We start from the raw sequence: 21,386 nt of genomic DNA, 5'->3' as shown, positions 1-21,386 counted from the left end.
CAGCCCCATCCCTTGCCTTTATCAGCCCACGCTGGACGACGGCGCGCAACGATCACAAAAAGGGTGGCCGAACATTTGTCCGCCCCAATAGACTGAGATCACCTTCAGTGTCGCGCGCTCGTGATCGGGGGAGGTGAGTCGCGCTGAAGAACGACCTTGAACCCATCTACAACATGGCGAAACGGAAGCTCAACCGTGCCATCCTGAACGCCCTTCGGGACGGTCCGCTGCGGTACTCCAAGCTCCACCACTCCGTATCCCAGGCCAGCGCCGACGTCGTTCACGCACGCACCCTGACCCGCACGCTCAACCATCTTCAAGAGCGGGGACTCGTCGAGCACCACTACGACACGGACACCGCCGACTACCGCCTAACAAGCGCGGGCACCGAGCTACTCGACCTCCTGTCCGAGATCGAGCGATGGACACGAGAACACCGCGCCGAAGAGAACAACGACGAGCAATCGGGTTGAACGCCCTGGCCACAACAGGCTGCGCCATCGCAGGCGCGCTCGCCGGTGTACCCATCGCCGCCATCACCTACTCAGTCCCCCCGCAGGGCCGCATCTGCGTACCGCGCCGCTGGTGGCACGGCGCACCGGCACGCCCGATGACCGTCGCCGCTGTCTCGCTCCTGACTGGAGCGGCAGCCGGAATCGTGACTGGCCGTCTTCCGCCGTCCCCCGCATTGCCCGCGTTCTGGCTTTTCGCCGTTCTCGGCGTCGGCCTAGCGATCATTGACCTGCGTCGTCACCGACTGCCACACGCCATGACTGCCGCCCTGGTGGTGAGCTGCATCCTCTGCTTCATCAGCGCTGTCGCCCTCGGCGGTGACCCTTCCCAGCTCCTGCGCGCGGTCGCCGCTGGATCCATCACGGCGTTCGTCCTGCTGATCCTCGCGTTCATGCTGCCGGGACAACTCGGCCTTGGAGACATCGCACTAGCCGGCGCAATAACCCTGAACCTCGGCTGGCTGAGCTGGGAAACCGCGGCCCTCGGTATGTCTGGCGGACTCCTCCTCCAAGGCGCCGTCGCAGCCGTTCTCAGGCTGTGCACCCGCAGCCGCAGCACCGGCATGATTCCGATGGGGCCAGCACTGGTCGCCGGATGGCTCGTCAGCGTGGTCCTACGGAGCGTGTGACGTCACGCGATGTCCCTCCGATTTGGTGATTCTGGAGTTGCCAGCCTCGGCTACGCAGATCATCAGTGGTTCATGCACTCACAGTGTCCGCAAGCTGGGTGCCAGGTGGGCTCGGGCGGTCGTCCCGGCTCCGGTCGGCGGCGAGCCCCCTCTGGCGACGCGGTGGCGGGCCTCGCGCAACGGCCTCACTCTCGGCTCGCTTGGATGGCAGGCCTCGGACACCGCCATCCTGGCCGCGCTCGTCGTCAGCGGCTGCTTGCCTACAGTCGAAGAGGCCGAGACACTGTCCGTGTTCTCGCAGGCGGAGGTACAGGTGCCAAGAACAACTGGTCCAACGATTGCGCGTTGGCAACTCGCGCGGGAGCTGCGCACGCTACGTGAGGCCGCTAATCTCTCCCACGCCGAGATTTCGGAGGTGCTGGGCTGCTCAGAGTCGAAGATTTACAAGATCGAGGCAGGCGATCTAGGGGTCGGTCGACCCGACTTACTCGTGCTGCTCGAACGCTACGGCGTCACCGATGACCGCGTGCGTGACACGTTGCTCGACTTGCAGAAGCAGGGAAGAGAGCGAGGCTGGTGGGCGAAGTTCGGCCAACTGCCCGTTCCGTACGTGATGTACATCGGTCTGGAATCCGCCGCGACTGAAGTCAAGAATTTCGAGCTTGCGGCCATGCCGGGGTTGCTTCAGACCGAGGACTACGCCCGAGCGCTGCTGACCGCGCAAGGACTCGTGCTAGACCCGGATCTGATCGAAAAGCGTGTACAGGTGCGCATCGCCAGGCAAGTCTGCTTGACGGAGGAACCACGACTCCACCTGTGGACCATCATTGATGAGGGGGCGCTCCGGCGGCAGATCGGCAGTCGGGTCGTCATGCGGGAGCAGCTCGATCACCTGATCAGCGCCAGCAAGTTACCGAATGTAACTGTCCAGGTCTTGCCGTTCGCCGAAGGCGGCCACCCGGGGACGTTGGGAAGCATCGCTATCCTGGAGTTTCCTCCGGATGTCCACTCGCCGGTGGCGTACGTCGAGAGCTTCGCCGGCGATGTGTACATGGAGAAGGAAGATGATCTTCGACGCGCTAACATGGTCTTCACCCACATGCATGCCGCTGCGTTGAGCGCAACCAAATCGGTCGAACTCATTGCGGCGGTCGCCAGGGAACTGGCGTAGCTGGAAGGAGAGGCGCGGTGGATTTCACACGCGCCAAGTGGCGCAAGAGTTCGCGTAGCCAGAGCAATGGCCAGTGTGTCGAAGTCGCCGACAACCTGCCAGGCGTAATCTGCCTACGGGACAGCAAGGATCCGGCTGGACCGATCCTTGCCCTCAACCCGGACCAATGGCGGACATTCATCGATGGAGTGAAGGCAGGAGAGTTTGACGTCGGCTAGCGGTTAGCGTGAGCGGCAAATATCGAGGTCTGTGCGGACATCGCGGGTACGCACAACTTCATGGTTTCGTCGCGCAATATGCAAGACTCGAAAATGCCTGTTCAATGCGGCTATCAGATTGAAAGATACATGCCCGATGCATTGGACCTGGGTGGCAAGGGCTCAAGCATTGGCCATTTGGGCTTAGTCAATGTGCGGCATCGTGCCCTCGACATAGTCCGCAATTTGCCGACGCATCGATCTGTGAACGTCGAGAGCTTCGATCTGATCGGGAGTGAACCACCCGACCGCACTTGCTTCTTCATTTTCTGTTGGACGGCCGCTTACCGGCTTGGCTAGCAACGTGACCTCGTATTCCTGCCTTACCTCTCCGTCGGAGTAGGCGACGATGTGGCGCGGGTCCGAGTAAATACCTACCAAGCCGACAACCTCGACTAGGATACCTGTCTCCTCCAGGGTTTCCCGAACCGCGCATTCAGCGGGCGTTTCGCCGATTTCCATCTTCCCCATCGGCAACGCCCACTGCCCCGTGTCGCGTCGGCGCTGCATGAGCAGGCGTCCGGCGTCGTCCACCGCCAGCACCCCACAGGCTGGCACAAGGGTGTTCGGCTTCGGCGCGGCGGGATCATTCCAATATTCTGTGCGTCCCATTTCTATTGCTCAACTCCAAGCCACGGCTTCGCGGTTTCCCATACCTTGTCGAATGATGAACTGTAGTGGTCGAATAAAACACCGCCGTCGATCCGCCGCAGATGGGTCGTCGGGTTCAAGCTTGCTGGCGCACCATATACGTGATTATTCACCATGATGTCGTTGTCATATCGAAAGAGGCTGTTGTATAGAGTCGTGTCGTGCAGCCGGATTTCAATATTATTGACCTCGGTTAAGGTTCTGTAATATGTGAGGCTGGCCCGAATTTTGGCTTGCAGCGTCCCGCCCAGACCCTCCTCCGCATCTCTGGAAGACACGGACACACAGTCGGGATCGCCGAAACAGAGTCGGATCTGCACTCCATCTTTCGCTCGCATGGTTAGCATGTGCGCAATGCGCGGCTGCACCTGGGCGAAGAACGTACCCGAGTGCACCAGCACATCTATGTTCTGTCGGGCATCATTTAGCAAACGGAGCCACGTTTCCCGAGGCACACTGGCGCGATCAGGGTACAGCTCCACCAACTCGGACTTGCTTGCATCCCGACGTCGCGTGCCTTGCAGCAGGGCGCTTGGCCACAAGTACACCTCATCGGCATCAAGGAGTTTGGCGGCGGCCCAGCGATGTTGACGGTGGGGTACTCGATTGAGCGAGATCCACCGCTCCACGCTCTTTACATCGATGCCGCACTCGGCGGCGAGATCTTCAGTCGTGACGCCTCGCCGCATCATGGTGGTCCGTAGGCGCTCGTTCATGACCACAACTCTGCCTGTACGTCTTAGGACGTTTCAAGGACTTCCTGGGACGTTTCCAACTTGGACAGAAGTCCCTCTGGCGTCCTCCCAGGTGGGTGAATCGTCCCGACATCAGCGGTTAGCTCAGTCTCACAACTTCTTCGGCCCGCCATTTCCGGGCCGGCATGGGCTGAGCACGCCTTCTAGACGCCATACACCCGGCATGCGCTGCGCAGCTCCATTTGATCATCCCCGATGAGAGAGGGGCAGTCAGCGATGACCGATTGGCACGTGGCGCACGATGTAGACCCCGCGCTTCCACCTCTTCGCGACGCGCGTGGCGTTGGCTACAGGGCGCAGAAGCTCAGCGCACTTATCTGGACGTACTGGAGGAACGCCGTGATGATCGGGCCTCATCGCTGCGCGAATGTTCAAGACGCTTCTGAGCCATCAATGCCGATGCCCGAGCCGCAAGCGCTAGCTCACCGGGCGTCCACGACACAGGACTCCGCGCCGAGCACTCTGCGAATCGGCACTGCTGTCTACGGGCGATGGCGTGCGAGAGAAACGTGCCGGCCCGTTCGTGCGCCTCATCTCGCCGCGGCGGGCGTAGTCGAATGGAGGTCGCCGTGCTGATTGTGGCCGTCATCGCGGCGTCGGTGTTGGGTTTTCTGGCCGGGCTGCTGTCGTTCAGGGTCAAGGCTCGGTGGTGTCCGAGTTGTGGTGCTACGACGCGGGAGTTGGCTCGCGAGTTGGTTGGGCGGTCGTGATGCACTCGCAGAGCGGTCGTGGGGACGTGCCCGTGGGTCCGGCTGCGGCGGAGTGGCAGCAGGGTTCGTGGCCGCCGGTGGGTGCTGGGGTGTCGCGGCAGCCTGGTGTGCATCGTCGGCGGCGGGTGTGGCCGGTGTTGGCGGATCAGTTGTTCTTCGCTGCGCATGACTCGTTTGGCGAGCCTGAGGTGCATCCGGATGTTGTCGCCCTCGGGCTGGGCGGGGCGTTGCTCGCGGAGTTGATGCTCGCGGGGCGGTTGACCTCGGAGTACGGGACGTTGGTGGTGGTGGAGACGACCGCCCCGTCCGATGATCTTGCTAATGCCGTGTTGGCGCGGGTGCGGGCGGAGCAGCCGTGGTCGGTCAGTACGTGGATCGCGGCGCTTGCTTTGGATGCGGTATCGGATGTGGGTGACCGGTTGTCGGCGGCGGGCCGTATCCGGGTTGAGCGGCCTCGTCGACTGCGGACGTTGGGGCTGACACGGGCGACCCGGTTCGTGCCGGTGGACAAGAGGGAGGCGTGGGCGCCTGCGGGTCGGATCGCGGACACCATCCGTCGGGGCGAGTACCTGCACAAGCTTGATGCGGTGCTGGCCGGGTTGATGGTGGCGATGGGCCTGCACCACGAAGTTCTCGACACCTGGGACCCGGGCATTGAGCAGCACATCCGTTACCAGGTCGCCGGGTTTGTGCCGGCCGATGTGCAGGACTTGATCAGCCGGACCGAGGCGGCCGTCGGCACCAGGGTCGTCATCGGCTGATCCAGCGGCTGTCCCGTAGTTCGGTGTCCGATTCAGCTCTCTTCCTTTCCTATCCCCCTCATTGAGGAGTTCATAGCCATGCCCGACGCGCGTACGCGCAGAAGTAGTTCCCGAGGCGGTGTCGCGGCTGCGTTGGCGAAGTCTCGGCTGGGTGTCGCTGCGCTGGTGTTCAGCGTGATGGCAGCTGCCGCCCCGCTGACGGTGGTGGCTGGTGGCGCGACGGCGGGGTTCCAGGTGACCGGTAGTACCGGTATCCCCCTCGCGTATGTGGTGGTTGCGGTGATCTTGGGGTTGTTCGCGGTCGGTTATGTGGCGATGTCTCGGCGGATCGTGAATGCGGGCGCGTTTTACACCTACATCAGCCGCGGCCTGGGCAAACCGGCTGGTGTCGGCGGGGCGTTGACGGCTTTGGCTGCGTACGGGCCGTTGATGCAGGTCGGTCTGCTGTGTGGGTTCGGGGTGGTCGCGGAGGATTTCATGACTACCCATGTAGGCCTGACGATGCCGTGGTGGATCTGGGCGTATGCGGCGTGGGCGCTCGCCGCCGTGCTGGGTGTGACCCGCATCGATCTGCTCGGGGTGGTGCTGTCGGTGCTGCTGGTCGCCGAAATCTGCGTGGCGGTCGTGCTGGCGGTGGTGCAGGTGCGGCATCCGTCGGGCGGGCGGCTGTCGGTGACGACGTTGTCGCCGTCGAACCTGCTGACGACCGGGCTGGGCGCCGCTTTGGCGACGGCGATCGCCGGGTTCGTCGGGTTCGAGGGCACCGCCGTGTTCGGTGAGGAGGCCAAGGACCCGCGCAGGACGGTCGCGCGGGCGACGTTCATCGCCGTCACCCTGATCGGCGGCCTCTACGCCTTCTGCGCCTGGGCGATGTCCGTGGCGGCCGGCCCGGACCAGATCGTCGATCGGGCCACCGGCGAAGGATCGGAGCTGATCTTCAACCTGGCCGCGCCCCACCTGCCACCGGCGGTGATCACGGTCGGGCAGTTCCTGCTGCTGTCCAGCATCTTCGCCGCGATCCTGGCGTTCCAGAACACCCAGGCCCGCATCGTGTTCGCCCTCGCCCGCGAAGGTGTGCTCCCCGCATTGTTGGGCCGGGTCGGGAAGCGGTCCAAGGCCCCGGTCGGCGGCAGCATCACCCAAACCGTGCTCGCCTTCTTCGCGATCATCGCGTTCGTGCTGACCGGCTGGGACCCGTTCACCAAGGGATTCTTCTGGCTCACCGTGCTCGGCGGGATCGGCGTCCTGCTCCTGATGACCATCACTAGCAGCGCGGTGGTCGCCTTCTTCTCCCGCCGCGACAACCCTGCGGGTGTGTGGGAAGGCCGGGTGGCACCCGCGCTGGCCTTCGCCGCCCTCGCCGGGGTGTGTTACGTGACGGTGGACAACGGGGCCGCCCTGTTCGGCGTCGACCCCACGTCCGGCACCCAGTGGTGGCTGCTCGGGGTCTACCCGGCCGTATTCATCGCCGGGGTGGTCTGGGCGCTCATCCTCAGATCCGCCAAGCCTGAGGTGTACGCCAGGATCGGCCTGGGCGCGCACAGCAACGTCGCCGAGGTGGAGAGCACCGCCCGGCACAGCACCACGGGTGGCGTGCGATGACTCGACACGATCGGCTGATCGAGGTGCGCCGGGCGACCACCCAGGACGCGACCCAGGTGACCGCTGTGCTGGTCGCAGCGTTCGTCAACGGAGACCTCGGGCCGTGGCTGGTCCCGAACAAGCGGGATCGCCGGCGTATGTACCAGCCGTACTTCGGGATGCTCGTCCGGCACGCCCTGGAACACGGGTGGGTTCACATCACCAGCGACGGCAAGGCGGTCGCGGTGTCCTATCTGCGCGGCGGCGGCCAGGTGATACCGGAGATCCCAGAGTACGACCGACGATTGAGCCGGATCTTCGGCGGTTATGCCGAAGGCTTCCGTGCGCTTGACGCCGCGATCGAGGCGCATCATCCAGACGACGTCGAGCAGTGCTACGTGCAGTTCCTTGCCGTGAACCCGGACGTGCAGCGCCGCGGACGCGGGTCGCTGCTACTGGATGATCTCCACGAGTACGCCGACCGGCTTGGCCTGCCCTGTTACCTGGAGTCCACCGGTGCCGGGCCGACCGCGCTCTATGACCGGCACGGCTACCGGCCCCGGCCATCGTTCCGGATCGCGGCCGGTGGCCCCGAACTGTTCCCGATGTGGCGGCCCGAGGTAGACGCCGGGGTCCGCGGCACGTCTGTCTCGGCAGCGCGAGTCCCCGCTAGGGCGCTGTCGCAGTGGGTTGAGCACCCTCCAGCGAAGTCCTGCTCGACCCACGGCAGGGGGCCGCGGCAGCCGTAGCGGCCTGCGCTGACGTGGCCCCCTGAATCCCTCTCAAGACCACCCGGCACATCGGAGTGCCGGGCCAACCAAGAAACGGAATCGATGAAACTCCTCTCAAGGTCGGCAGTCGCCCTCGGGGCTGCCGTCACCGTGCTCGCCGGGACGGCCTCACCAGCCGCCGCGATCGTCGGCGGGCAGGAAGCCACCCACCGCTACAACGGCATGCTCCACCTCACCGTGGACTACCCGAGTATCGGCCGGACCCTGCACTGCGGCGCCGGTCTGTACGACGCGTGGCACGTCGCCGTCAACGCGCACTGCGTGTTGGACAACCTGGCGATCCCGGACCCGGTCGCGGTGGAGCCGTCACGGATCATGGTCCGGGCCGGCACCAACGATCGCACCAGCGCAGGCCAGACCGCCCGAGGCACTCGCAGCAAGATTCACCGTAACTTCCGGTGGGTCGACCCCAACACCGGCAAGCCGGTCGCCGACATCGCCCTGGTCACCCTCGACCAGCCCATCCACGCACCGACGATGCAGCTGCCCCCGGCTGCCGCGTCGAAGCCGGGCACCTCGCTGCGGGCCATCGGCTGGGGCCTGACCGAGTACCCGCCGCCGGCCGATAACCCGGACCCGCTACCGACGATGCTGCGCCAGCGCGACATCACCCAGCTCCCGGCGGCGTCCTGCGACACCGAAGTCGGCGTGATGAGCAAGGGCGACCTGTGCGTCTCTACCGGTCCGTGCTTCGGCGACTCCGGCAGCCCGGTACTCACCCGGGCCCCGGGCCGGACGGTCGGTGCTAACCGGCGGTGGGTGTGGCAGGGCCTGGTCTCGCGGGAGACCGACTCGGCCGACCCGTGCGGCAAACCGATCATCGCGACCAGCCTCGCCTACTACCGCACCTGGCTGGCCAAGGCCGCCGCCTGCACCCCCAAGGGCGTCACCACCGCAGCCGCCGCATGCACCCCCGAACGCACCACCGGCGGTAAGCAGACGCCGGACCAACGGCGTCTCGTACGGGCGAAGTTGCCCTTCCTGAGCCAGCTCACCGATAGCTGACACCCCCGTGGACCGGTCCCGGTGACAACCCGAGCCCGCGAGGGCGATTTCCGGGACCGGTCCGAACAAGCCAACACACGCCCACCGTCTCCCCGTCTCCCCTTTTCAAGTTCTCCAGGAACGGTTTCGTCTCCATGGTTATGTTCGGTCGTCGCGTTCCTTTCCCACGTCTGCAATCCCGGTCCGTCCTGTCGCGCCGCAGCAGACCGGCTGAGATCACCCTGCGCGTCGAACAGCGTCGCGCCGATCGCGGGAGGGTTGCGCGGTGACCGGTCCTCACGCGGCCACGAAGGTCAAACGGCGGTCTTACACCCCAATGTCAGAACCAGAACGTGCGCGGCTTGCCCAGGAAGCGGTCTCGGCCTACGCGGCGGTCCTGGTGGCGTCCGGGGGTGTGCCGCTGTCTCAGCCCCCCGCACTGCGGCGGCGCACCCCCACGACGGCCGGGCCTGACGGGGGCGCGTCATGACTGTCGACTCGCCGGGCGGCGAGCGGACCCCTGTGCAGCTCGGTGTGTCGAAGCCGCATTCGGCTCGGGTGTGGATCTACTGGCTCGGCGGCAAGGACAACTACGCCGCCGACCGGGACCTCGGTGACCAGATCAAGCAGATGTTCCCCGACATCATCGACATTGCGAGGCAGTCGCGGCAGTTCCTCACCCGAGCCGTGCGGTATCTGGCGGCAGACGTGGGGATCAAGCAGTTCCTGGACGTTGGCACGGGCCTGCCGACCGCTGACAACACTCATGAAGTCGCCCAGCGGATCAACCCATGGGCGCGGATCGTCTACGTCGACAACGACCCGCTGGTGTTGGTGCATGCACGGGCGTTGCTGAACAGTTCGCCGGAAGGTTCCACCGACTACCTTGACGCCGACGTACACGATCCGGACGCCATCGTGGGCGGGGCGCAGAAGGTCCTGGACTTCGCCGAGCCGGTCGCGCTGATGATGCTCGGGATCCTGGGCAACGTCGTGGACTACCGCCAGGCCCGCACCATCGTCGACCGGCTGGTGTCGGCCCTGCCCCCGGGTAGCTACCTGGTGGTCAACGACGGCACCAACGTCATCAACCCCGTGGCACGCAACCACGCCACCCGCGCCTCGATCGAGGCCGGCATCCCGTACATCTCCCGCCATCCCGACGAGATCGCCGGCTACTTCCAGGGCCTTCAACTCGTCGAGCCTGGCGTGGTCTCCAGCAGCCAGTGGCGGCCGGACGTACCTGCGGACGCTCCGGCCCCGGCCGAGGTGGACGTGTTCTGCGGGATGGCGCGGAAGCCATGAACAACGCGACCAAGGACATCGGCCACGTAGCGGCAGGCGTCGACGCCCCTGGGGGGGGCCGTGTGACTGTGCTGCGATATGGGAAGACCGTTGACGGGCTGCACCGGATTGCGCGGATCTGCGCGGCGCGGACCGGCACGAGCCTGGGCCACAGCGGTGCTGGATTCGAGAACCGCTATGCCACCGCGTGGGTGGTCGTGGCGGAGTACCTCTACACCTGTGGGGAACCGCCGAGCGACGAACTGCTCATCGGTGTTGGCAGCAACGGGGTGCGCCGGGAGCAGCGTGATGACCTGCGCTCGTGGGGATGGACTACCGCCGATGAGGGCGGCGTGCGTGCCACGGTGGGGTTCGAGACGTACTGGTGGCAGTCCGCCAGCGTCACCCGGTCCCCGGAAGAGCGGATCGTTGACGCGCTGGCGCTGCGGCAAATCCTGTCCGCGCTTGCCGACCAGGACCGGGAGGTGTTGGTTGCGTTAGCTGCGCATGAGTACTCGATTCCGAGCGCGGCACGGGCGTTGGGACTGACCGTCGGTGTGATGACCGGGCGGGTGAAACGGGCACGCGACCGGTTCCTTGCGCTGTGGCACGAGCACGAGAGCCCAACCCGGAAGTGGCGCATGCAACGTAGCCGGCTGCCCGAGGAACGGTTGAAGCCGTGCGGGACACCATCGACATACCAACGCCACATCCGGCACGGGGAGTATGCGTGCGATGAATGTCGGCGGGCGTACGCGGCGCAGGTGAAACAGCGGCTGGAGCAGGCGCGGGGCACCGGTGTCGGGGCGGCGCTGGGTGCCCGGGTGCGCGAACTGCGTGCTGGCCTCGGGTGGACACGTGCCGCGCTAGGGCTGGCAGCTCGGGTATCACGCACCTACGTCTTCGAACTGGAGCACGGGGGCCGGGTTGCCGCCCCCAACCGGGACAAGGTTGCGCGGCTGGACACGGCGCTCGGCGCGGCCGGGGAACTGCTCGCGATGATCGACGAGAGCGATGGGCGCGGGCGCGAGGCACCGCCGGCGCCGGTAGGTGGTGATTCGCCCGTCGTAATCAACCCGCCCTGCCAGACGGGCGAGTACACCGAGCAACTCGTCCGGCGCATCGTGCACGCGACCAATCCGATGCGCGGCGTGCCGATCCCTATCCCAACGGTCCACACCGCCGTGCTTACGGAGGACATGCCGACCGATCAGCGCCCCCATCGGCGGGCTGGTCCGATCTTGGTCCGCGCGAGCGTTCACACCGCTGCACCGACAACTGGCGACCGGCCCCGACCTGCCGGGGGGATCGCTACGACCACGCCGACGAACGGCACCACCATCCGGACCGGAGGGGGCAATTCATGATCTTGGAAACGGCGCTGTTCAACTACGAGTCCGGCGGGTTCAACAAGACCAGCCGCCGACACGAGTTCGGCAAACTCTCCGCCGCGTTCGCCCACCTCACCACCGCACCGGCGGTCATCGTCCAATGTGAAGGGCGCGGCTACGCCGACCTCGGTGGGGAGGGACTGTACGGCGCTGCCGCGGCTCTGTCCGAGACGCTCGGCGTTCGGTACGTGGGGCTGCTCGGGCACCTGGATCGAGGGCCGATCGCGCCGGCCGTCTTCTACAACCCGGAAGCCCTGACCGTGCAGTCGTGGGTGGGGCACGGTGCGGAGGGCGTCTTCGACGATTGGCGCAACATCGGCTGGTTCACCGTCAACGCCACCGGCACCCGGCTCGGCGTCATCGCCCAGCACTGGGACTCGACCTGCGGTGACCGGCGCCTGTTCGAGGCCAAGCAGGTGGGCCGGTATGGACGACACGCGAACCCCGTCCTGGTGTACGGCGACCTCAACACTTCTGCTTCCGGACCGCATCTGCCACAACGCAACTGGCACGACGCCGAACCGCAATGCCGCCACCACGAAGGCATCGACGTCGGCGACGACGTCATCGCCGACACCCGGGCACTGGACTACCTCATCGGCGCCCACGACGAACACTGCGGCGAGCGGCACGACGACATGGGATTCGACGCCGTCTGCGAGCTAGCCCACGCCACCGGCACTCCACCCGAGCTGGCGTACGCCCCGACCGTGAACCGCGACGTCGTGCCCAACGGCGCCATCATCAAGGACTGGCTCCTCGCCAACACCTCCCTCGCCCCGCGCTACGTGCCCGGCACCTACCGCGTGCACCTACCACCAGACGACCCCCAGAAACGAAACAGCGACCACAACCTCGTCACCGCGGCTTTCGACATGTGAGAGAGCAGCGATCCGGTGGGTCACGTGCCAACCGAGATCCTCCCCACCCGCCGACCCTTTCTGCCCTGTATTTCTCGCCTTGTGCTGGTAGCTGCGGGGGCTACCTGCCCGCCGAACATCCCCACTTTGGAGGAACCATGGACCACCTCATCGCCATCGACGGCGACCCGTTCGAGCTCGACGTCGAGATCGTCACGGAAGGGCCGGTCACCGCCGCGCTGCTGGCCAACACCGACGACGGCTGCGACACCGTGCAGGGCAGCGACTGCTAGCTAGCTGCCATCCCGCTGGTTCCGGCGAGCAACCCGAACGCCCGCCGGAACCAGCACCACAAACCAAGCAGATCTTGAGAAGGAGAGCGATCGTGACCGCGAGAGGCAGCGTGTACCGGGTGGTTGATGCCGCCACGATCCGGGCTGCCGCTCACTCCTGGCCGGACAGCCCCATACCGTGGCCCAATCTTTGCGATGTTGCTGCGCTCCGAAACTGGCTGCGGGCGACGTGGGGACAACCCGGTCTGAGCGACGCGGTGTGGATCGCCAGCCCAGAGTTTGCTGCGCGCGTTGGGGCTGCGTGCTCCGGGGGGAATCTTGACGCGGAACGTGCCCGGCGGATGGCGCTGGCTCTGGCTCGTTACCTCGCGCGCGCTCAGCGCCGGGCGACACCCTTCGGGCTGTTCTCGGGGGTCGCGGCGTTGCGCTTCGATGCCGTCGCCTCGGTCACAACGTTCGGGCAGGCGGCGATTCGAGTCCAGGCAGATGCAGGCTGGGTTGCACCGGTTGTCGCGCTTCTCGAAGCCGATCCGCTCGTGCGGAAGCATCTGCGTGTCCAGGCGAACAACATGGCCGTGGTCCACGGAGATCGAATCGTCGTGAAGCGTCGGCCGCACTTGTCTGCGCCGGCCCAAGGGACCGCCTCAGTGCGGAACACCAAGGCCGTGCGTTTGTTGGTCTCCTTCGCTGCGATTCCCGTGCGGTGGGATGAGTTGGTCGGCAAAGTCGCCGAAGCTTTTCCCCGCTTCCCGCGTACGTCGGCCGAAGCCCTGATTGCCGACCTGGTGAGCCACGGCGTATTGATTTCTTCCCTCCGGCCGCCCTCAACCTGCCGAGACCCTGTGCGACACATCCTGGACCAGCGTGATGTCACCGCGGAGGCGAGTCGGGGAGGCCGACGAACCGTTCAAGATGAGTTGAGCTGGATTCATGGCCATCTCGATGTCACCCCAAACAGTGCGACAGACCTGCGTCGACTGGCCGAACAGATGCTTGGCCTGACTGCGGTTCCGCAGCCGCTAGCTGTGGATCTTCAACTAGCGGATCGAGTCGTCCTGCCGCACCCGGTGGCCACCGAGATCGTAGCGTCGGTGGATGTGCTGCGCCGGTTGACGCCCGACCCGGCGGGACGGCCGCAATGGCGCGCGTACCGCGCCCGGTTCGTCAACCGCTACGGGACTGCCGCTGTGGTGCCGCTCGCCCACCTACTCAATCCGGTCACTGGGCTGGGTTATCCAGAACACTTTGACGCCACGGCCGATTCGTCCTCGGCCACTTCTTTGTCTGGCCGGGACGGGCGTTTGCTGGCGCTGGCGCAGCAGGCATTGATCGACGGTGCACGTGAGGTGGTACTCGATGATGCGGCCGTGCAGGCGCTTGCCGGCGCCGACGAGAACGAGGGACACCTCAGCGCCCACGTCGACGTCCTGGCAGAGGTGCGCGCAGCCTCGGTAGCTGCTCTGGACAGCGGCGAGTTCACCGTCGCGTTGACCGGCATGGGTCGCTCGGCCATGGCCACCAGCGGACGCTTTCTCAATGCGCTGCCGGACACCGAGCGCGAGCGGATGTGCAAGGAGTTCGGAAGGCTGCCGGTCGCGGTAGAGGGGGCCATGCTGGCGCAGTTGAGCTTCCCGCCGTCGAACCTGCACGCACAGAACGTCCTCAATGCCAGGCAGGTCCTGCCGTGGCTGGTGTCGCTGGCCGAGCACCGCCCTGTCACCGACGATGCGATCGGCATCGATGACCTCGGTGTGGCTGTAGGTCGCGATCGACTGGTGCTGGTATCGCTGTCGCAGCGACGAGTGGTCGAGCCGACGGTGGCACACGCCGCCGCGCTGCACACCATGCCGCTCCTAGGCAGGTTTCTGGTGGAGTTGCCGCGCGGTATGGACGCCCGGCTCAAGCCATTCGATTGGGGCGCCGCGTCCGGCCTACCGTTTCGGCCAGCGCTGCGATACGGCCGGACTCTGCTGACGGCGGCGCGTTGGCGCATTGACCCCGCTGGGCTGCCTGCTGCGCAGACGAGCGACGGCGAGTGGCTCACGGCCTGGGAGTTAGTCCGCGCGAAGCTGCGACTGCCGGTATGGGTCCAAATCGGCAACGGCGACCAGCGGCTTCGACTCAACCTTGATCAGCCCATGGACCGGGCGCTGCTGCGCGCCCACTTGGACGCCAGCGACGGACCGATCACCCTTGTGGAATCGGCGCAACCAGCGGACTTCGGATGGTTGTCCGGCCGCGCCCACGAGATCGTTGTGCCGGTTGCCTCCACGGCCGCGCCTGCTGCGGTGCCAGCCGCTCTCATCGGACGGGACTCGTGGCCGCCGCCTGCTCCCGCCGAGCCGCTGCTTCCCGGGACTGGCGGCCTGATCTCCGTGTCGTTGGCCGTCGAGCCGTCCCTGATGGAGCTTGTCCTTTCGGCCGCTCTACCAGCGCTGATTGCCGACTGGGACGAACCGCCGCTGATGTGGTTCATCCGCATGCGCCGCCCTGCCCCGCACCTTCGGCTCCGGTTGCACACCGATGACTTCGGCTACGCGGCGGTCAGAATCGGCCGGTGGGCTGCCGACCTTCGGCAGCAGGGCCTTGCCGGGGATTTGAGCCTGGATACCTATCATCCGGAGTCCGGCCGCTACGGGGACGGGCCGGCGCTGGCCGCCGCTGAACGGCTGTTCGTCGCCGACTCCACCGCAGCCCTCGCACAACTGAGGGCAGAACGCGAATGCCGGATCGATCGGCAGGCGTTCACCGCTGCGAGCATGGTCGACCTTGCCGCTGCCATGCTCGGCAACCGTAACGACGGATGTGAGTGGCTGATAGCCCGCCTGGAGCAGGCTGGGCGTTCGCCGATCGACCGCGACATGCTGCGTCAAGCCGTCGCGTTTGACCCCTCCGCGCTTCCAGGGCCGGTCAGGAACGCGTGGCGGGAACGCTCCGATGCTGCGGCGCGGTACGCCGACGCCCTGTCCGCTTCAAGCGGCCCCATCACACCGGAGTCAGTCCTCGCCTCGCTGCTGCACCTACACCACGTTCGTACCCATGGTCCCGACGAGGCCGCCGAACAGGTGACCTACCGGCTGGCCCGTCACATCGCCCTGGCGACCGTCCGCCGCCGTACCCGCAGGGTAGGAGCGCCCTAATGACCATCTCTCCATTGCTGAAGACGCTGGCCTGCGAGGCCGAGTCGGTGGCCTCGTGCATCACTGACACCCTGGCCGAGCCGCCGTTGCCGGACTTCGCGGCGGGCGACTACGGGCCGCATAGCACCCGCTGGCACGCGCAGTCGCTGTCCAAGGGTGCCGCCGGAGTGTCGATCCTGCACGGTGTGCGCGCCCAGACCGGACACGGCGGCTGGGAGCCGGTCCACACCTGGCTGCGACGCGCGACCGCCGACACACTGAACAACAGCACAGGGGCCGGACTCTGGTTCGGCACACCGGCCGTCACTCACGCGCTCACCACGGCCGCCCCGCACGCCCACCCGGCAGCACTCGACCCCCTTGACCGCGCTGTCGCAGACCTGGCCGAGCGCCGGCTGGCCGCCGCCGAAGTCCGCCTCGCCGCACGCCAGCGGCCTTCACTGTCGGAGTTCGACCTCGTCCGCGGACTGACCGGGCTCGGCGCTCACCTCCTGACCAGGCAACCAGACGGCGCATTGCTACGCCGGGTGCTGCAATACCTGGTCCGGCTCACTGAGCCGCTCGACACCAACGACGACATCGGCCGCCACGCGCCGGGCTGGTGGAGCGCCGACGCAGCCAACCCGGACCAGCCTGTCCCCGGCGGGCACGCCAACTTCGGCATGGCGCACGGCATCACCGGCCCCCTGGCGCTTCTCGCCCTGGCGATGCGCCACACCATCATCGTGCCGGGACACACCGAGGCGATCGGCCGGATCTCCACCTGGCTCGACACCTGGCGGCAAGCGGATCCGGCAGGACCCTGGTGGCCGGAGAAAGTCACCGCCGTCGATCTACACGCGGGGAGACCCACTGCCATCGGACCGGCGCGGCCGTCCTGGTGCTACGGCACCCCCGGCATAGCTCGCGCTCAACAACTCGCCGGAATCGCTCTCGGCGACCCCGCCCGGCAGCAGACGGCGGAGGACGCTTTGACCCGCTGCCTAGCCGACCCCGTCCAACTCGGCCGGATCATCGACCCGTCGCTGTGCCACGGCTGGGCAGGACTCGCCGCCACGCTCTGGTACGCCGCCGCCGACGCCCGGTCTACCGCGTTGTCCGCCCACGTACCGCGCATCCTGCGGCTGCTGATCCAGCACGCCAACGACCCAACTCCGGAGCGGTCTGGCCTGACCGCCGGCCACGCCGGAGTGGCGCTCACGCTGCACACCTTCGCCACCTGCACACACGTCCGCTGGGCGACCAGCCTGCTGATCAACTAGGGGAGAGCGCCGTGGACTTCGATACCGACCTTGACACCGAGCGGCCTGACCCAGCGGCGCCGGTCAACCGGTGGCGACAGGTCAACCTGACCTTCTCCGACTGGCAGATCGCAGAGCAATACGCGGCGACCCGTCTCGCCGCCGCGTTGACCGTTGCCGAGAACAACGGCGTGATCACCGGGTTCTGGTTCATCCGCAAGAGTGAGACCTGGCGTTTGCGGCTCCTACCGAGCGGCCGACTTGCCGAGTTCTACACCCTTCTCGCCACCATCACCGACGACGACCGCGTCCAGGGCGTGGCCGAGCCCCTGTACCGGCCTGAGCAGTACGCCTTGGGCGGACCGCAGGCCACCGACCTCGCCCATACCTTCTTCCACGTCGACAGTCGTCATATCCTCGGCCATCTCGCCGCTGCCGGCGCCACCCATCGCCGTGAACTCGGCGTGCTGCTCGCCACCCGCCTGATGCGCGCGGCCGGACTTGAGTTCTATGAGCAGGGCGATGTCTGGCAGAACGTTTCAGCCCATCGTCGTCAGGCGACCATGCCTGCACCAAGCCCTCGACTGATTGCCGCGGTGCAGCGACTGCTCACCGCCAGCGCCGACGCACCGGCGAGTCCCCTAACCGCCACTCCAGCATGGCCAGCAGCGCACGACTATGCGGGACGCAACCTCGGTCTACTCGACCGGCACGGCATGTTGACTCGCGACCTTCGGGGGCTGCTCACCCACCACATCTTGTTCCAGTTCAACCGGCTCGGCATCTCCGCCGCCGACACCTGGCTGCTGGCGACGGCTGCCGTGCACGTCACCTTCCACCAGCCGTCCGACACCCGAACCGGCCATCAGCCCACCCTTGTCAACGACAGTAAGGTAACAGCAGTGAAACTATCCCAAACCAGCCCAGAATCTGCTAACGCCGCCGTGCTCCGCGACCAGCTCGTCACGCTACTCAAACAGCGCGGCCACATCCGATCCGCCCCTGTAGAACGAGCATTCAGGAGGGTGCCTCGCGAGCAGTTCCTGCCCGGCGTAGACCTTGAAACGGTCTACACACGCCGCCAGATCGTCACCAAACGCGACCCCAGCGGCGCCGCGATGTCCTCGGCATCGAGCCCCAGCCTCGTGGCCGACATGCTCGAACAGCTCGAAGCGCAGCCCGGAGACCACATCCTGGAGATCGGCGCGGCTACCGGCATCAACGCAGCCCTGCTCGCGGATCAGACCGGCGCCAGCGGCAGAGTCGTCACCATCGAACTCGATGAAGACCTCGCCGACGGCGCGCGAACAAACCTCGCCCGCGCCGGCTACGACACCGTCGAGGTGATCTGCGCCGACGGAGCCCTCGGGCACCCCGACGCAGCACCGTACAACCGGATCATCGTGACAGCCGGAGCTTGGGACGTCTCCGCCTCATGGTGGGACCAGCTCACCGACAACGGCCGTATCGTCGTGCCCCTGCGGGTGCACGAAAGCGGCCTGACCCGATGCTTCGCCTTCGACCGCACCGGCACCGACCAACTCGTCAGCACCGCGACCCCCCTGGTCTGTGGATTCGTCCCGATGCGCGGCACCGCCGAGCACGACGACCAGCACGTAAGCCTCGACGCCGACGTGGTCCTCAAACTCGACGCCGCCGACCAGCCCGACCGGCAAGCCCTGAGCACGGCGCTGAGCCACGCCCCGTACGAGCAGTGGACCGGTATCCAGGTCGGCGACGCCGACCCCATCGGCCACCTCGACCTGTGGCTGCTCGTGAACACCGACAAGCCGTTCGGCCGCCTCGGCGTCGGTGACACAGCCCGTGCCAGCGGCCTGGTCACTCCCGCCTACCGGTGGGCCGGTGCCGCCATCTATCACGGCGGCACCATCGCCTATCCCACCTTCCACGAGGTCGGCGACGGCAACCAAGAAATCGGGGTCATCGCACACGGCCCGGACGCCGACAAACTCGCCGCCGAACTGAACACTCTGCTCGACCGCTGGGACACAGCGGGCCGCCCCAACCAGCCCACCGTGACCGCCTACCGGGCCGGAACCCGCCCGCTCGAGCCCGGTGACATCAGCCGACCCGACACCGTCCTCACGATTTCCTTCTAGCTGCGCATGCTGCCGGGGCCGGGTACTCGCCCCGCCCCGGCCTCGCCGAAGAACGGTGACCACACGCCGAGCAGCGCCGCGCCCGAACCGCCAAGGCGCCGACGCCCGCAGCAGATGAGGACCCCATGACCCTGCCCCTCGCCTCGACCGTCACGGCCCACTTCCCCCTCGTCGCCCGCAAACGCCCGCCGGCCAAACCCCTCGACGCACGCGTAGCTCGGCTCGTAGGAATGGCTGAAGACGCCAACCGTGACCGTGACTCCGACAAGGCATCCATGGTGTTCAACGGCGCGGCCCTCGTCGCCTCCGACTGCGGAGACGCCGAACTCGCCCGCACCTGGTGCCACCAACACGCAAACCTCTACCTGAGCCAAGCCCCGCTGAACGGCTACACCGCCCGCTTCGCCCTCGAACCGGTTGTCAACCTCGCCCGCCTGCGCATACGAGCGGGCGACGGCGACGGCGCACACCGTCTGCTCACCGACCTGTACCAGGCGATCAACGACCGTGCCCCCGCCGTCATCGACGGCCTTGAGCTGCTTCCCGAGCAACTGCCCACAGAGCACGCTCAGCGCGATCAAATCATCGACTGGCTCAGCGACATCATGCTCGCTGACGGGACACGCGCGCTCACCGTGGCCGGACGTTGGGGCGACGCTCTAGCCCACGTGCGCCGCTACGACGGACTCGGCCCCACCCTGCACGAGGGACGGCAGGTGGCGGTCATGGCGCTCACGATGCAGGGCAACAGCGCTACCGCTGCCGCCCTGCTCAGGGACACCACCATCGAGCACTCTTGGGAACAACTGGTACGCGATCTCCTGACGAGCTGGCATGCACGAACTACCGGCGCTGGCCTGCCACCCAATCAGACTGAGCTGCTCGGCCAGTCGCTGGAAACCCTCTCCACACCCGGGCTCGCGGTATTTCGTACCCGCCTCTTCCTCGCAGCAATCGATCTTGCACCCGCCGGGCCGTCGTTCCTCACCGACAATGCGCTAAGCCAACTGGTCAGCGACCTGCTCCAGGACCAGGACGCGAACGCAGCACGTGAGCTACTTCAGCACCACCCAGTCAGCCCAATGCACCACGAGAAACTCAACCAGTTGATCGACGCAAGCGGACTAGGCGCGGGACGGCTGCCCCGGACCGCAGGTGATCCGCTGCTATATGCACTCGAATCGGCTGGAGGGGTGATACGTGATGCCCGATGAAGCCTGCCTCGCAACATACCAACCCCGGGCCATCAGGACATCGGAAGGCCCGTGAGTTCACGACGGTACGAGACGGAGCTGGATTAACCGATCTCCACGAAGCTGCGGTTATGGTGGAGCGAGCACAATGACGGCCTGAAGCCGCGATGCTTGACTGCGTAACTGGTAAGGCCGAGCGCCCACACCACATACCGCCGACCGGGGACAACGGACGGGATGTCATACCAAGCTGGCACCATGTCGACATGTCGATCTCGGAAACCCCGTCGACGACCGGAACGCTGCTGCTGCGCGTGCTGGGCAGGGTGGCGCCGTGCCCAGGCTGCGCGCATCAAATGCTGTGGGTCTTGGCCCTCCTGCCGGTGCACCGGCCAGTTGTCGGCGAGTTCGTCAAGGTCGACCAAGAGGGGTGCTGTTGCGCTGGCCGAAGAGGTTTTACGCGCCGCCGGCCAGGACCTCGTGGCACGACGGTTACGGCCCCGGCCGTTCAGCGCACGAGGTGCGAGCTTCAACCCGAACACGTGTACCGGCTGCGGCGCGCATCCGGACTGGCACGACTTCGAAGCCGTGGTCGACGCCTCGATCTACGAGGGGCGCGTCGAAGTCGCGTGCGGACGCGTCGGCGTGCAGGAGTGGCGGCGCGCTATCGGCGGCCAGCACAGCGTCATCTGCTGGGTGCCGGAGGACTGACGACGACATACCCCGTCGACCGTCGCCATAGGGTGATTATGGCCCAGACGTCCACGACCGCGCCGGTCCCGCCAGGATGGCGGCCGTCCCTGCGTCGCAGATAGCTCGTCCTTGACGCTACGGAATGATCTCTGCTCGCCGGAGCCGGAAAGAGCGGAACATAGCGCGTACTCGCTTGAGGATCATGAAGACGGTCAAGAGCATATGCACGCCAACGAAGACCACTAACCTCAGTCTTTCGCTTGGCCGTCGGCCCATAGCTATGATTCGATGAATGCGATTCGCGTGCTTTTAGCTGTTCTGTAGGCATGGTGAGGGCCCGGCGCTCGGCCGGGTTCCTCCGTGTTGCTG

19 protein-coding genes are annotated in these 21,386 nt (G+C 66.4%); 17 read left to right on the top strand and 2 right to left on the bottom strand.

What is annotated here, in order from left to right:
- Positions 1-173 precede the first annotated feature (173 nt).
- From QSK31_RS45260 to QSK31_RS45245, 4 genes are read left to right on the top strand one after another with little or no spacing between them, the layout of a single operon-like run.
- The gene (locus QSK31_RS45260; RefSeq protein ID WP_285691297.1) at positions 174-473 is read left to right on the top strand and encodes a winged helix-turn-helix transcriptional regulator; all 300 of its coding nucleotides are present in this window, start codon (positions 174-176) and stop codon (positions 471-473) included.
- Entirely contained in the window at positions 470-1,141 is a 672-nt protein-coding gene (locus QSK31_RS45255) for a prepilin peptidase (RefSeq protein ID WP_285691296.1), read from the top strand. The genes QSK31_RS45260 and QSK31_RS45255 overlap by 4 nt, the downstream gene beginning before the upstream one ends.
- A gap of 25 nt (positions 1,142-1,166) precedes the next feature.
- A complete protein-coding gene (locus QSK31_RS45250) occupies positions 1,167-2,312 on the top strand; it encodes a helix-turn-helix domain-containing protein (protein WP_285691295.1) in 1,146 nt (381 codons plus the stop codon).
- A 17-nt stretch (positions 2,313-2,329) separates the two neighbouring features.
- A complete protein-coding gene (locus tag QSK31_RS45245; RefSeq protein WP_285691294.1) occupies positions 2,330-2,530 on the top strand; it encodes a DUF397 domain-containing protein in 201 nt (66 codons plus the stop codon).
- A gap of 183 nt (positions 2,531-2,713) precedes the next feature.
- Here QSK31_RS45245 and QSK31_RS45240 read toward each other — a convergent pair whose 3' ends face one another.
- Complete coding sequence (locus QSK31_RS45240) at positions 2,714-3,181, bottom strand: NUDIX domain-containing protein (RefSeq protein ID WP_285691293.1); 468 nt, start codon at positions 3,179-3,181, stop codon at positions 2,714-2,716.
- 2 nt (positions 3,182-3,183) lie between these two features.
- Positions 3,184-3,936, bottom strand: coding sequence for a helix-turn-helix domain-containing protein (locus QSK31_RS45235; protein WP_285691292.1), 753 nt, complete (start codon positions 3,934-3,936; stop codon positions 3,184-3,186).
- A gap of 883 nt (positions 3,937-4,819) precedes the next feature.
- Here QSK31_RS45235 and QSK31_RS45230 point away from each other — a divergent pair.
- The 13 genes from QSK31_RS45230 (at position 4,820) to QSK31_RS45170 (ending at position 21,035) form a co-directional block, all read left to right on the top strand.
- The gene (locus QSK31_RS45230) at positions 4,820-5,446 is read left to right on the top strand and encodes a GOLPH3/VPS74 family protein (protein ID WP_285691291.1); all 627 of its coding nucleotides are present in this window, start codon (positions 4,820-4,822) and stop codon (positions 5,444-5,446) included.
- Positions 5,447-5,518: 72 nt separating this feature from the next.
- Positions 5,519-7,048 (top strand): APC family permease, encoded by a 1,530-nt coding sequence (locus QSK31_RS45225; protein ID WP_502873117.1) that lies wholly within the window; start codon positions 5,519-5,521, stop codon positions 7,046-7,048.
- Positions 7,045-7,776 (top strand): GNAT family N-acetyltransferase, encoded by a 732-nt coding sequence (locus QSK31_RS45220; protein WP_285691289.1) that lies wholly within the window; start codon positions 7,045-7,047, stop codon positions 7,774-7,776. Before QSK31_RS45225 ends, QSK31_RS45220 begins: the two co-directional genes overlap by 4 nt.
- A gap of 84 nt (positions 7,777-7,860) precedes the next feature.
- Positions 7,861-8,823: a S1 family peptidase gene (locus QSK31_RS45215; RefSeq protein WP_285691288.1), complete on the top strand. Its 963-nt coding sequence runs from the start codon at positions 7,861-7,863 to the stop codon at positions 8,821-8,823.
- Between the two features lie 465 nt (positions 8,824-9,288).
- On the top strand, positions 9,289-10,107 hold the full coding sequence (locus QSK31_RS45210; protein WP_285691286.1) for an SAM-dependent methyltransferase: 819 nt from the start codon (positions 9,289-9,291) through the stop codon (positions 10,105-10,107).
- Positions 10,104-11,453 carry a helix-turn-helix domain-containing protein gene (locus tag QSK31_RS45205; RefSeq protein ID WP_285691285.1) on the top strand — a complete coding sequence of 450 codons (1,350 nt, stop codon included), beginning with the start codon at positions 10,104-10,106 and terminating at the stop codon, positions 11,451-11,453. The genes QSK31_RS45210 and QSK31_RS45205 overlap by 4 nt, the downstream gene beginning before the upstream one ends.
- Positions 11,450-12,358 (top strand): hypothetical protein, encoded by a 909-nt coding sequence (locus tag QSK31_RS45200; protein WP_285691284.1) that lies wholly within the window; start codon positions 11,450-11,452, stop codon positions 12,356-12,358. The genes QSK31_RS45205 and QSK31_RS45200 overlap by 4 nt, the downstream gene beginning before the upstream one ends.
- Before the next feature lie 137 nt (positions 12,359-12,495).
- The gene (locus QSK31_RS45195; protein WP_285691282.1) at positions 12,496-12,630 is read left to right on the top strand and encodes an FxLD family lanthipeptide; all 135 of its coding nucleotides are present in this window, start codon (positions 12,496-12,498) and stop codon (positions 12,628-12,630) included.
- Positions 12,631-12,740: 110 nt separating this feature from the next.
- On the top strand, positions 12,741-15,770 hold the full coding sequence (locus QSK31_RS45190; protein WP_285691329.1) for a lantibiotic dehydratase: 3,030 nt from the start codon (positions 12,741-12,743) through the stop codon (positions 15,768-15,770).
- Positions 15,770-17,032 carry a lanthionine synthetase C family protein gene (locus tag QSK31_RS45185; RefSeq protein WP_285691281.1) on the top strand — a complete coding sequence of 421 codons (1,263 nt, stop codon included), beginning with the start codon at positions 15,770-15,772 and terminating at the stop codon, positions 17,030-17,032. The genes QSK31_RS45190 and QSK31_RS45185 overlap by 1 nt, the downstream gene beginning before the upstream one ends.
- 11 nt (positions 17,033-17,043) lie before the next feature.
- On the top strand, positions 17,044-19,131 hold the full coding sequence (fxlM, locus tag QSK31_RS45180; RefSeq protein WP_285691280.1) for a methyltransferase, FxLD system: 2,088 nt from the start codon (positions 17,044-17,046) through the stop codon (positions 19,129-19,131).
- Positions 19,132-19,361: 230 nt separating this feature from the next.
- Positions 19,362-20,345 carry a hypothetical protein gene (locus QSK31_RS45175; protein WP_285691279.1) on the top strand — a complete coding sequence of 328 codons (984 nt, stop codon included), beginning with the start codon at positions 19,362-19,364 and terminating at the stop codon, positions 20,343-20,345.
- 459 nt (positions 20,346-20,804) lie between these two features.
- A complete protein-coding gene (locus tag QSK31_RS45170) occupies positions 20,805-21,035 on the top strand; it encodes a hypothetical protein (RefSeq protein WP_285691278.1) in 231 nt (76 codons plus the stop codon).
- The last annotated feature ends 351 nt before the right edge of the window (positions 21,036-21,386 follow it).

The organism is Actinoplanes sp. NBRC 103695 (assembly GCF_030269485.1).
GTDB lineage: Bacteria > Actinomycetota > Actinomycetes > Mycobacteriales > Micromonosporaceae > Actinoplanes.
Note: the sequence above shows the minus strand (reverse complement) of the source record. Positions and strands in the feature narration are given on the sequence as shown.